Source organism: Mesorhizobium sp. B2-6-4 (assembly GCF_006441495.1).
GTDB lineage: Bacteria > Pseudomonadota > Alphaproteobacteria > Rhizobiales > Rhizobiaceae > Mesorhizobium.
In genome coordinates this window covers 1-13110 of sequence record NZ_VFUE01000042.1, presented here as the reverse complement: position 1 = coordinate 13110, position 13110 = coordinate 1, and the positions used below count along the sequence as shown (strand labels likewise).

General features: G+C 56.8%; 8 protein-coding genes and 1 pseudogene. 6 read left to right on the top strand and 3 right to left on the bottom strand.

Annotated features, from left to right (window positions below):
- Window positions 1–707: 707 nt before the first annotated feature.
- The 4 genes from FJ426_RS31000 to FJ426_RS30985 all read left to right on the top strand — a co-directional run bounded on the left by FJ426_RS31000 (window position 708) and on the right by FJ426_RS30985 (window position 7787).
- Entirely contained in the window at window positions 708–2918 is a 2211-nt protein-coding gene (locus FJ426_RS31000) for an EAL domain-containing protein (protein ID WP_140825700.1), read from the top strand.
- A gap of 422 nt (window positions 2919–3340) precedes the next feature.
- A complete protein-coding gene (locus FJ426_RS31950) occupies window positions 3341–3580 on the top strand; it encodes an SDR family oxidoreductase (RefSeq protein WP_318012482.1) in 240 nt (79 codons plus the stop codon).
- A 170-nt stretch (window positions 3581–3750) separates the two neighbouring features.
- Window positions 3751–4650 (top strand): class I SAM-dependent methyltransferase, encoded by a 900-nt coding sequence (locus FJ426_RS30990; protein WP_224519014.1) that lies wholly within the window; start codon window positions 3751–3753, stop codon window positions 4648–4650.
- A 515-nt stretch (window positions 4651–5165) separates the two neighbouring features.
- Window positions 5166–7787 carry an EAL domain-containing protein gene (locus tag FJ426_RS30985; RefSeq protein WP_246675634.1) on the top strand — a complete coding sequence of 874 codons (2622 nt, stop codon included), beginning with the start codon at window positions 5166–5168 and terminating at the stop codon, window positions 7785–7787.
- A gap of 82 nt (window positions 7788–7869) precedes the next feature.
- Here the strand turns inward: FJ426_RS30985 and FJ426_RS30980 are convergent, their stop codons facing one another.
- The 3 genes from FJ426_RS30980 to FJ426_RS30970 all read right to left on the bottom strand — a co-directional run bounded on the left by FJ426_RS30980 (window position 7870) and on the right by FJ426_RS30970 (window position 12002).
- The gene (locus FJ426_RS30980) at window positions 7870–8235 is read right to left on the bottom strand and encodes a response regulator (protein WP_140825698.1); all 366 of its coding nucleotides are present in this window, start codon (window positions 8233–8235) and stop codon (window positions 7870–7872) included.
- Between the two features lie 106 nt (window positions 8236–8341).
- Window positions 8342–11044, bottom strand: coding sequence for a PAS domain S-box protein (locus FJ426_RS30975; RefSeq protein WP_140825697.1), 2703 nt, complete (start codon window positions 11042–11044; stop codon window positions 8342–8344).
- Between the two features lie 259 nt (window positions 11045–11303).
- Window positions 11304–12002 carry a Crp/Fnr family transcriptional regulator gene (locus FJ426_RS30970; RefSeq protein WP_246675635.1) on the bottom strand — a complete coding sequence of 233 codons (699 nt, stop codon included), beginning with the start codon at window positions 12000–12002 and terminating at the stop codon, window positions 11304–11306.
- A gap of 445 nt (window positions 12003–12447) precedes the next feature.
- Between FJ426_RS30970 and FJ426_RS30965 the strand changes: the two genes are divergently transcribed.
- On the top strand, window positions 12448–12774 hold the full coding sequence (locus FJ426_RS30965; RefSeq protein WP_140499798.1) for a low affinity iron permease family protein: 327 nt from the start codon (window positions 12448–12450) through the stop codon (window positions 12772–12774).
- 93 nt (window positions 12775–12867) lie between these two features.
- A pseudogene (locus FJ426_RS31635) lies at window positions 12868–13110 on the top strand (cardiolipin synthase B); the annotation flags it as partial.

Genomic DNA, 13110 nt, shown 5'->3' with positions numbered 1-13110 from the left:
AACAATCGAGGCAGCCGAATGCAGGAACTACTTCGAAAACGCAGGCTACGCTTCCGTCAAGATATGAAACGCTCTAGTTGGGGGGCAGAGCTCTGGCGGCCGTCATTATCTCTTCGCCAGCTGGAGAGAATCTCCTGAACTCGCCGAATGAATTTTGCCGTGACACGCCGCCGTGCGGCAGGTTTGGCTCGGAACGTGCTCTGAAAGCAAACGGCGCTCCGCGCCATCGGGTGGCCCGCTCGGCCTCGCCATCTGGACGGCGGGGTGTCTGATCTAGGCGCGGGATTCATCGATATCTTTCCACCCAACGCCCCAAAGCCGTCCCCTGCTGCCGGTTCTGATGTATACCGGCTGGTCCTGTTGGTGTTTCGCGCCAAGCTGTCAGCAGATGTAGGATAGCTTTGATTGGGCCGATCCGCTCAGTCGCTTGCTTGCTCGCCGGCAACTGTCCGAAGATGCAGTCTAAGCTTCGCCTGACCAGCGACCAGGTTGAAGCGCATGCGGCGCCCAGCGCAGACAATCGTGTTTGTCGAAAGCACCTTTCGATCGTCCAAACATTGTGGGCACCACAAGCCAAAACAAGCCGCCAATGCGCGGCGCGGCGGCAGCGCCACGACTTACCGTTCATCAGACCTTTTGAAACGCGACGTTAATGGTTGAGTGGCAGGGTCTGGTGAACAACAAGGCAAGCAGTAGAAGCCGTTGAAATGACCCTTTATTTCGGCAATCCAAGCCGCACCGGTTTCATCCTTCGCGTGGTCTTTCCCTTCTTTGCAGCCGCATTAGCGCTTAGCCTCGCGGCGGCGGGGCTGCTTTACTGGTCGACCGTGAAGACCGACGACAACGCCATTGCACGTCAGCGCGCTTTGGTCGAACTCGTCGTGTCACAGTTGAGAGCTTCGATTGCTCACGACCAGGAGAGCGTTACGGTTTGGGACGATGCGGTGAAGGGCGTGCAATCAGGCAATCAAGAATGGCTCGACGCCAATCTTGGCAGCTGGATGAAGACCTACTTCGGCCACGACGCCGCTTATATCGTCAATCCTGCCAATCAGCCGATCTATGCCTCCGTAGATGGTGCAAAGCGTGAGCCGAGCAGCTTGGCGAACATCTGGTCACCCACAAGCGCGCTGGTAAACGATCTGAGAAAGCGTCTGCGACGCGGCGACAGGGCCGGCACCTCGGATCGTGTGCTGACGATCGGAGCATCCGATATTGTTGTGGTCTCCGGCCGCCCCGCAATCATAAGCGTGAAGCCAATTGTGTCCGACAGCGGCGAGATAGAACAGGCGCCTGGCGAGGAGTTCCTGCACATAGCTGTGCGCTACCTCGATGATTCGCTGGTCCAGGAGCTTCAGAGCGACTACCTCCTCGACGGCCTGCGCTTTTCGTGGACCGCCGAAACCCTGCCCCGAGAGGCAAAGAGCCCGTTGACGAATTCGGCTGGCGATGTGCTTGGTTACTACGTCTGGGCACCTTACCGGCCTGGATCTGCTGTCTTCACATCCATTTGGCCGATCTTGTCGGCTCTGGTGGTCTTTGGAATCGCGGCCTGCTCCGGATTGGTGCTGGTACTGCGCCGCCGTTCCTTGTCCCTCAACAGAACCCAAGCGGCAATAAGACATCTGGCAACACATGACAGTCTGACCGGCCTGCCAAACCGAAACGAGTTCGACCACCGGCTGGAGGAGACGATCGCCGTTTCAAGGCGAGACGATCACCCAATGGCGTTGCTTTACCTGGACCTTGATCACTTCAAGCAGGTGAACGACACTTTGGGACATCCCGCCGGCGACCAGCTTCTGCGTGAGTTTGCCGACCGGCTCCGGCGTGCCACAGCTGAAGGCGACATCGTTGGGCGCCCTGGTGGCGACGAATTTACGATAATTCTGCACCGCACGCAGGATCTGGAGGAGGTCGAGCGTCTATGCACCAAGCTGGTCGAGAGCGCACGGCATCCGTTTGATCTTGCCGGAACGCAAGTGTTCATCGGCGTCAGCGTGGGTGCCGCGCTATGTCCGAACGACGGCAAAACAGCCGTCGAGCTCACGCGCAAAGCCGATATCGCGCTCTATTCCGCAAAGGCGAATGGTCGTAGCGGCTATGCCATCTTCAATGCTGAGATGGAGGCTCTGATTGCGCAGCGGCGTGAATTGGAACGCGACCTCCGCTCCTCTTTGGAATGTCCAGAGCAGTTCGAAGTTCATTACCAACCGCTCTTTTCTGCCAAGCAGCGCAGCGTCGAAGGCGTCGAGGCGCTCGTGCGTTGGAACCATCCTGTAAGAGGGCGAGTGCCGCCGGACGCTTTTATTCCGCTTGCCGAAGAATCCGGACTGATCGAGAGGATAGGCGAAATCGTGCTCAGGCGCGCCTGCCTTGAAGCCTCTGGTTGGCCGATCAAGACCGTGGCGGTCAACGTGTCGGCAGTGGAGTTGAAGAGTCCAAGCTACGCCGTACGTGTGGCCAATATTCTCATGTCGACGGGGTTTAGTCCTCAGCGGCTGGAGCTGGAAGTCACCGAAACAGCAATGTCTGACAAGGACGGCGCTGGGCAACACAATCTGGCGGCCCTTAGGCAGCTCGGTGTACGTTTCGCGCTGGACGATTTCGGCACCGGGTTTTCCTCACTGGGGCGACTGCAGCAACTTGACGTTGACCGTATCAAGATCGATCGCAGCTTCGTGCACGGATTTGGCTCGGCCACTGGCGACGAAGCGATCGTGCGAGCTATTGTCGGCCTCGCCAAGGCGACAGGATTGAAGACCACCGCGGAAGGCGTCGAAACCGCTGAGCAGAGCGAATTTCTCGGCGCAATCGGATGCGATGACTTGCAGGGATTTCTGCTCGGAAGGCCCGTTCCGGCCGCGGACATAGACGCGATCCTTGCAGGTCGCCCCAATAGCGTATGGCGCGCATAACCACCGTTTGCCAGTAGACCTCGCTTCCTTGGTAAAGCAGGGCATCATCGACTTCAGGTGATGACGGTGCTGCCGGGGCAGGCCAGGGCAGATGTAGGCGACCACCGGGACGAACGGGGCCGCTTTGCGGAAACCCGCAATTCGTGTTGCCGAGATGAGGTGCTGAGAGCAAGTTGTGGGGGATGCTGCTCACTTTTTCAGCCGCGGCCGGCAGAGGGCGACTGGAGCCTGCCTCATCACAGCCTGGTTCGCCATCCACCGCACCTATCCATTTCGCAGTGTTCGGAGTGCAAACGAACCCCCAATGCGGCAAACAACTCATCGAGACGCCCCTCCCGGATTAGCCTTGAGGGCCTGTGGCTCAACGCAGGCCTTGCGAACACGTTGCGGTCGACGAGATTGATGCGGCTTTCTTCAACCGCATGATGAACACCAAAGTTCGCGGACCAGTCCTCCAGCTCGCCGCTCTCAGCAACAACCTGAAGGATGGCGCTTCCGTGGTCGTGACGTCGTCGACCTCCACATATGAAGGCGCCGCCACGGCCAGCGTTTACGCGGCCACCAAGGGCGCTTTGATCTCCCTTTGCCGGTCCCGGGCATCGGCCTTGGCGACCCGGAGCATCAGAGTCAACGCGCTGGTCCCTGGCGCGATCGACAGATGAGATTCGATCGTGTAGGCGCGCGATGTCGCGGACGAGCTGAACCAGCTCTTCGTCGACCAACCTGACGTCGTCCTCAGAAGCCCCCGCTGTCTTGTCGATTATGGCCTTGCGAACTGGGGCACCGACCTCAGATTGACGCACGACCTTTTCGCTGCAAAGGTATTAACGACTTGTTTACCAAGCATCAGCCAGAGTTGACGATCGGAGCGGGCGTGGAATCTTTTCTGGGTACGAACCGCCTTAATTGGGATGATCGGGCCGAACTGCATTCGACTGACACAACCGGCAGCTACCAGATCGAAAACGTGCTCGCAGGGGGATCCAATCTCTATGAGCTCGAAACGAGAGAGGTCGGTAATATTGCCGGCAAGGATATCATCCATCTACAATGTCATATTGGGCTCGACACGATCAGTTTGAAGGGTCTCGGCGCGCGCAGCGTGACCGGCCTCGACTTTTCACCGACAGCCATCGCCGCTGCGCGAGATTTCGCTGCCAAGGCAGGCACCGACGTGCGCTTCGTGGAAGCGCCACTGTTCGAGGCAGTCGAAGCACTTGGCCGGACCTTTGACGTCGCTTACGTGACTTGGGGTTCGGTAAACTGGCTGGACGACGTGAGCCGATGGGCGCGAGTGGTTGCCGATCTCCTGCGACCGGGCGGCCGGCTCTACATGGCTGAGGGCCACCCGTTGATGTTCCAGTGTGATCGCAAGGCCGAGTCGCTGGAGTTGAAGCACGACTGGCGAACGCCCATAGCTCATCCGCTCGCCTGGAACGAGGAGCTTACCTATACCGGCGACGACCGGCGCTTGAAGCATCCTCGCTACTATGAGTGGATTCATCCAATAAGTGATGTCGTGAACGCCCTGATTTCAGCTGGGCTCACGCTCGATTTTCTGAATGAGCATGACACGGTTTCATGGCAGCACTTTTCATTTGCGGTCAGAGCCGGCAAGAATATGTATGGCTTGCCAACGAACTCTCCCAAGATTCCGATGGCCTATTCCATCGGCGCGACGAAGCGGGGCGTCGGTCCGATCCCATTTCTCGCTGCGCCTAAGGCGGTGTGACGGCATGGGTCCACTTTAACGGCGTCTGGGTCAGGTCCCTTCCAAGCTCAGAGTTCTTGCAGCCACGCTTTCAGTCGAGGTCAGCCGCCTCTTCCGAGCGCCGGTTGGTTGGGCTTTCCACGTTGATCTGCTTCCTTGGCGAACGCCCTAACTTTGAGCGAGGCCGTCTCCTGGTCTTGCGTTTGAGCCAGCCGCAGGGTGTAGCGCGAATGAGCGGCCCAGCGTTGCGGCCCGTCTGCACCCTCTTCGCCGGTCTTCTCTGATTGCGGTCAGCCAGATTGGCAAGGAGGTGTTTGTCGACGAGTCCTTTCAATCTCCGTGTCGTCGACAGTGTAAAGATCTCGGACGGACCGGCGGCGACCCGAGATGACATCAAACTCGTGTAAAGTTTTTCCAGGATTCTGAAGCTCAAAATTAATTAATGAAAGCTAGTGTTGTAGCGCGGGTCGATCCGAAACCTGAGCAACACAGGGAGTTCCACCCCATTGGCTCTTTTCGGCGCTAGGTTCGGCGGGATGAAAGATGCCGTTTTTTCTTCGGTGAATATTCCAGCCGCCATGGCAGTTTTGGTTATTGCCATCAGCGCAGCGTATGCGGACCATCAAAACAAAATCGTCTCGGACCAAGCCGTGCGCGCGGATGTCCTGGCCAAGGTCAATTTGATCCGTGCCAAGCTGGAAGGTAACATCAACGGAAACCTTCAACTTGTGCATGGACTAGTCGCGACAGTCGTGACTGAACCCTATATGGGACAGCAACGCTTTGCTTCCCTCGCGAGGAACCTTTTTGGCGAAAACTCACAATTGAACAACATTGCCGGCGCGCCCGATCTGGTGGTTTCCTTGTTGTACCCGCTGAAGGGCAACGAGAAAGCGATGGGGCTCGATTACCGCAAGGATGATTGGCAACGCAAAGCCGCGCTAAGGGCGCGAGACGAGCGCAAGTTGATTCTTGCCGGTCCCGTCGACCTGAAGCAAGGGGGCCAGGGCTTCATCGGCCGTTTTCCGGTGTTCGTGTCGAGTGCGGGCGACCGTGAGAGATTTTGGGGTATCATATCCGCGGTCGTCGACGTGCAGCGTCTCTACAAGGCGAGCGGCCTGTTTGACGATGATCTCGGGATTGACATCGCGCTCATCGGTAGAGACGCCCTTGGTCCAGGCGGCGTTCAATTCTTCGGCTCCGAAAGCGTCCGAAAAAGGAATCCGGTGACAGCCGAAGTTCTGCTTCCGTCCGGTTCGTGGCAGATCGCAGCCACCCCTAAAAACGGCTGGCCTTCGACGCCCAGCAACGCTTGGCTCTTGCGCACGATTATGGCAGCGGCCGGGGCGCTGGTTGTGATCCCATTCCTCGTAGCAGGTCGGCTGCTTGGTGAAAGACAGCGCAATTATGCGGAACTGCGGCGATTGTCCAGACGTCTGGAACTCGCTTTGGAGGCATCAGCTATAGGCGTTTGGGAACATGATCTCGCGACCAATAACCTGGCGTGGGATGATCGTGTCAACGAAATATATGGCAAGCCCAGCGATGGAGGTCATCGCGGCTATTCGGATTGGGCGGGCGCAATTCACCCCTTGGATCTGGCTCGCGCCAACGCAGATTTCGACGGTGCTGTGGCGAGCGGCGGAACGTATTCGTCGGAGTACCGGATTGTCCGTCCAGATGGTGAAATTCGCTATGTTCGATCCAAAGCCACCATATACCAAGCCCTAAACGAGACGCCCAAGATGATCGGCGCCGAATGGGATGTAACGGCCGACGTCTTGCTCAACAGCGAGTTGATTCGCGCAAAACAGCTGTCGGAGACGAAAAATGCAGAACTCGAGTCGGCCAAGGCGCGCATAGAGCATATCGCGCTTCACGATTCCCTGACCGGTTTGCCCAACCGTCGTTACCTCGATCAGGTCCTGAAAGAGTATGCAGCAAAAACCACGCGAGGCTGCGGTTATGTGGGCCTGCTTCACATCGACCTCGACCGGTTCAAGCACATCAACGATACGCTTGGCCACGCCGCGGGTGACGCGATGCTGGTTCACGCGTCTGCTGTGCTACGATCCACGGTCGAGGAGGGGGGATTCGTCGCCCGTATTGGCGGCGACGAATTCGTCGTCCTTTGCACTGTCAAGGATATCAAGCAATTGGGGCTGCTGGCCGATAACATTATCAGTCAAATGAGCGAGCCTGTCTATTACCACGGCCACCGCTGTCGCTTTGGTGCTAGCGTGGGGATCGCAGTCGACAACGACAATGACATCGAAGCCAAGCATCTGCTGGTGAATGCCGACATCGCGCTTTACCAAGCAAAGACTCGTGGGCGCAATCGATATGATTTTTTCACGGAGGTGATGCAAAGCGAGATCGTCGACACCAAGCGGACTGCCGACGAAGTTCTCGGCGGCCTGGAGCGCAATGAGTTCATAGCCTTCTACCAGCCTCAATTTGACGCCAAAACCCTCGAAATCGTCGGCGTCGAGGCGCTTGCGCGGTGGAGACACCCAAAACAGGGAATCTTAGCCCCGGATGCCTTCCTAAGAATTGCCGACGAGTTAAATGTCGTCTCGATGATCGATCGATCAATACTGAATCAATCACTTTCAGATTTTGCAAAGTGGTCCAATGCAAATCTCAAAATACCACGCGTGTCGGTCAACGTTTCCGCTCGACGTCTGCAAGACGAAGAACTCATAACGAACTTGCGAGAGTTAAAAATCAAGAAGGGAACAGTTTCTTTTGAACTCGTTGAGTCTATCTTCCTAGATGGCAGCGATGATTTGGTTGCTTGGAACGTCAATCAAATAAAAGAACTCGGTATCGATATAGAGATAGATGATTTTGGTACGGGCTATGCCTCTATAGTCAGCCTGATCAAACTGCAGCCTCGCCGGTTGAAAATAGATCGACAACTGATCACCCCAATCGTCAGATCTTCACAACAAAGGCGGATTGTGTCGTCAATCATCGAGATTGGCAAGTCTTTGGGGATCGAGGTCATTGCAGAAGGTGTCGAGACGATGGAGCACGCCTGGATACTAAAAGATTTGGGCTGCGACATACTGCAAGGCTATGCCTTCGGTCATGCGTTGGATTCCGAGGGACTACAGCTCTTTGTTCAATCTCGGCGCCTGCGGGCAGTCAGTTAAACGTCAGACGCGGCGCGGCCTCGATCGGCGGCAATATGCAGCAATGGTGCGCCACCGCTTCCTTGCGTATCGGTTGTGACGATCAGCCTTTGTTTTCGAGCTCGTGCAAACCATTTTGGATGGCTTCGATGAGCATCGCCGTAGAGTAGGGTTTTTGAACCCAACCGAGTGGTCTTGCCGCTTCGGCCCGAAGCTTTACGTGGGGGTCAGCGTGCGCGGTTGCAAAGATGCACCGGATACCGAAGTCCCGGTACAGTTCCAACGCTGCATCAATTCCGTCCCGCTTGCCAAGCAAGCGGATATCCATCAGGGCAATCGCAGGGTGGGCGGAGCGCGCAATTATGATGGCCTCCTCGGCTGTGCTGGCGATCCCAGCCAACACGAAACCTGCATCGCGAAGACCAGCCTCGACGTCGAGGGCGATGAGATAGTCGTCTTCGACGATCATGATGGATGGTTCCCCGGAAATTCTCGCTTCTGCACCAAGCCGATCGTCTCTGGAGAAAACCAACTGAGGTCTGAATGGTAGGTACGAATGCCCAGTTCGGCCGGTCTCAACTATTGCCGTTCTTAAGTTCAACGCCGTTCTCCCCGGGAGCCTGAGAAAAAACCACGATGCAACGAGACGGATCTGGCTCAACTTCGAAAATGCCACCAATCTGTCGCGCCAAGCCTTCAACCAACCGCAAACCTGACGAGGAATGACGCACTGCCTTCAGATCGAAACCTGGCCCTGCATCCTCGACCGTCAACACCTGCTTTTGACCATTCCGCTTGATCCCAACCCGAATGGTGCTGCTTCCCTTGGCCGCTGATCCATGTTTGACGGCGTTGACCAAAAGCTCATTGACTATGAGCGCAAGCGGCATTGCGATGTCGTTGGGCAACTGGATGGGATCGGCGTCGCAAACCAGTTGGACATTGGCTGGAAACATCTGCTTTGTGGTTTCGCAAATGGCTTCGACAAAAAGTGGCGCGCTGAAATTGGATGCATCTGGCGTGTCGTAGAGAACACGTTGAGCCGCAGCCATGGTCGCCACTCGTTTGCTTGCCTCTTCGATTGTCTTGCGAGCCTCGGGATTTTGACTGGCCCTGGCCGCTACCGAAAGCAAGGACTTCAACATCATCATGTTGTTCTTAACGCGATGATTGAGTTCGTTAAGCAGGATCCGCTGTTGTGTCTCAGCTTGTTTCCGCTCGCTTACGTCGACCAGCATGTTGATACCGCCGACAATTTCTCCAGCCGCATTCCGCATTGGCGTCGGGTAAGGAATGAATGGAATCCTGGTGCCGTCCGGCCGCTCGGCAATCGCCTCAACTCCCCGTACCGGTCGCCCTTCACGAAGCGAAACAGCCATTGGACACTGGTCGTGCGGAAGCGGCCTTCCATCTGGCCAATAGAGCTTCCAGGTGACGCACCATTCATCACTGCCGATCACCGGCGTGCGGCCAGCGAGTTCGACCGCGGCCGCATTGAAATAGGTGATCTTGCCGTTCTCATCGGTCGTGTAGATTGCAGCAGGGATGGCGGCGAGAAGATCCTGAAGGTGACGTTCACTGTCGCGCACCTTTGCTTCCGCGACTTTCTGCTCAGTTATATCCCGGGCAATTTTGGAGGCGCCAACGATACGGCCCGCCGCGTCTCGGACAGGCGATATCGTCAGAGAAATGTCCACTAGCGACCCATCCTTGCGGCGCCGGACTGTTTCGAAATGATCGACAATTTCGCCCTTGCGTATTCGACCAAGGATGAGCGGCTCCTCTTGCAGCCGCTCCGGAGGGATGATGATCGTGATGGGCTCGCCGAGCACCTCCGAGGCCGCATAGCCGAACAGGCGCTCAGCCCCGCGATTCCATGTCAAAATGATCCCATTCAAATCCTTGCTGACGATCGCGTCATGGGAAGACTCCACGATTGCTGCCAGCCTCTGAGCAGCATTTTCGCCCTTTATGCGCTGAATGCCGAAACCGAGCTGACGAGCGATGGTCCGACCCAATTCAATCTGCTCTTCCGAATACTCCTGAGGCTGGTCGAAGTAGGCCATGAACTTACCAAGGAGCCGTCCACCTTGTGTGATCGGAATGAAGTAGACCGCACCGATTCCCTCGCTGCGGATCGCCTGTTTTAATTGTTCCGGCAAGTCCGCATGCTTTGCATCGCCGACACAGATAGGCTGCGGTTCTTGGCTCTCCGTCGACCAAGGCGAGTGTCCTTCCACCGCTAAGCGGTAAGTATCGGACAGGCCACGCCAAGCCACAAACTTCATGCGCCCATCTTTATCCAACAGCAATATCGAAGCACGCTGGCATTGGAGCGCACGTTGGATTGCATCGAGCGCCGGCTCATACACATCCTCTTGCGTGCGCGCATGCTGCAGCATTTCAGTGAATCGATGTATCGCACCCTGTTCCTCGGCACGTTTGGCAAGCGCCGCCTCAATCCGCTTGCGCTCGCTGATATCGTGCTGAACCCGTACAGCGTATCGAAACGACCCCTCGCAGTCATGAACGCTGGTCGACGTCACAACAGCCCAAAAAACTGATCCATTCTTGGAAACAAATCGCTTCTCAAGTGTGTAGCTGTCGATCTCACCGGCCACTTGCCGTCGATACTGCTCGCGATCTGCTTCAACATCGGCGGGAAAGGTGCGGTCAAAAATCGATCGTCCAATCAGCTCATCCTGCGTGCATCCCAAAAGGTCACACAGATGGGAATTCACCCGCAGCAGTTGGCCTTCGGCGTTCGCTTCCACGATACCTGCGGCAGCGTTCTCATAGGTGATGGCAAGGCGCCGCTCCTGTTCGCGTATAAGCTCCTGCGCCTTGACCGTCTCAGTCACATCGATGGTGATGCAGCGGGTGTTGAGGAAGCGGTCACCCACTAGGCGAACGTTGGACGTTATTTCTACCCAGCGGATCGAGCCATCTTTGGCCCGCAGCCGGGCCCGGTAGTTTTTAAGTTCCTCCCGCCGGGACAGGCGGTCCAATATGTCTCCAATAGCAACCTGATCTGCGTGAAATTCGCGAATATTGCGGCCCACATATTCCTCGGCCGTGAATCCCAACATTTCCAATTCTGCGCGATTGGCGCGCAGGATGGTGCCGTCTTTCCCGACGAAGTGAAGTGCGATGGCGGCATTCTCGAAGAAATCCTCAAACTCATCACTGAGGATCGGATCGGGAAGCTGACGCTCGCGACTCCTCTCTGAGAAAGAGGCCACCTCATCGAGTCGAGCAGGAAGGCCCCCTTGTTTCATTTGGTACCCCCGTCTCCTAAGAAGCAGTTGGAAATGCGTGAGAGCACCAAAGGTTCCACATTGACCCGTCAGTCGGCCAGGCGCATCAGATCCGTCAATCGATACTGCGGATCGCGTGCTTCATGGGCCGACTGGAAAGGTTCAAAGCAGAGGAGCTCAGAAGAAAATCGCCTGCCGTCCGGTCGCGAAGCACTATTCACCAGCACGATTATACACGAGCCGATGTGATTGAGCCCACGAATGAGGCGAATAACCCCTTTTATCGCGGTTCTTTGCGAAGGTTGAGATAAGTCGCGTCGAACTCAGCGGCTCGCGCCAAGCGATCCCAGTTCGTGATGGTCACCACCTTACGCTGCCAGGTGATAAGGCCAGCACGCCGCAATGCCATGAGCGTCCGATTGAGATGGACAACAGACAGTCCGATCGTGTCGGCCAGCATGTTTTGCGTGAGAGGGAATTCGAATGACCATTCCCGGGTCAAGCCGACGACCTGCATGCGCAGGAACATCTCGCAAATGATGTGCGCCAGGTGGGCCTCTGCGGACCGGCGTCCCAGGCAGGCAATCCATACCCTCTGAATGGCGGCATCCACCGCCAGTATCGTTGTCAGCACCCGGTACAGATGCTGGTGGGTCTCAGTGATCCGACGCAGCGGATCATGGCCGATGAACGCCATGCGAGCGGGTGCCAGAGCAACGACGTTGTGGTCCATAACGTGCAACAGGAATGCATGCAGATCAACGAAGTCGCCTGGAATGTGGAGGGCCGTTATCTGGCGCCTGCCATCGGCGAAGGTGACAGTTCTTCCCGTGATCCCCGAGATGATAACGCAGCTCTCCTTGGGTTCAGCGTGCTCCGCGACGATTTCGTCACCGACTTCGTAGTCACGTACCCGCCAGGGACCGTCTTGAAGTACTGCCCGGTCTTGGTCCGTGAGAGCGTCCCGTCGCTCCAGCACTTTGAACAACACCGATAGGTCGACAACTGATCGGTTCGGCAGTATTGTCTCACCTAGCAAGAGTCGCCTCCTCAATGTCCAGCGCCGCTCAAAAGCTCAGATCACGTCGGATCGCCTTCCGTACCTCGCCACTATGCTTGGGAACTGATCACGTTCCGACAGCCGCAGATCATGGTACCGCTGTCTGAGGGGTCGAGGGCGGCAAGCCAACCATCCATTCTTTGCGGGACCGACAGTCGCCGAGCGCTCGTGGCGTGTTCTCCAGCACCCATTCCGGCAAGCTGCATCTTCCCTCATGATCTCCACCTCGTGAACGTAAAGCAGCACGAGGCCGAAGGTTCCGTACAATGCAACGTTCGCTCCCACCACTGCTTGGCGCTCCGCCGGCATGCATTGTAGAGCTTGGCACAACGGGAACCTGCGTTGCAGTCGAAAGTTCTTGATGATGGCAAATCGCCCGATCACGAGCGTGCTCACCTCAATTGGCACGTTGACCTCTCGGCCGGCAGCATTCCTGGTGCTGCTGGCTTACGCGGCCCTTTGGCTATTTCTCGACAGGGCGAGTTTGAACTGGCACGGCGCGGCGACCCTGTTCACCTGGGCCATGACACTGTTCATTCAACGCGCAGAACATCGCGACACGCAGGCGATCCATGCCAAGCTGGATGAGATGTTGCGAACGAATAGCTCGGCATCGAACATCACCAGAATCGATGATGAGGAACCAGAGGAAATCGAAAAGCATCGCACTCGCAAACAGCAGGGCGATTGAGATGTGCCATGCGGACTCGCGGCGCTACGGGCGGGTGCGGACCCAGTGAGGTTTGGCGTAAACCGGGGAAGGCTGCTTAAGAGCCTCAAATACGTGGCCCTTGCCGTCATCGCCAGCCTGATCACGTTGCTGAGCATAAACTTGGCACCAGAGCCACGCATTTTGCGAGCGCTTGTCCCGCACCGTTTCGACGCGTCGGATCCCGATTTTGCAAGGAGCATGAGCAGTTATTCACAAGGACAGCTGTTCGATTCAAACGCGGTACAAACCCTTGTCAACGGAGATGAGATCTTTCCTTCAATGCTGCAGGCAATCCATGCGGCTCGGTCTACAATT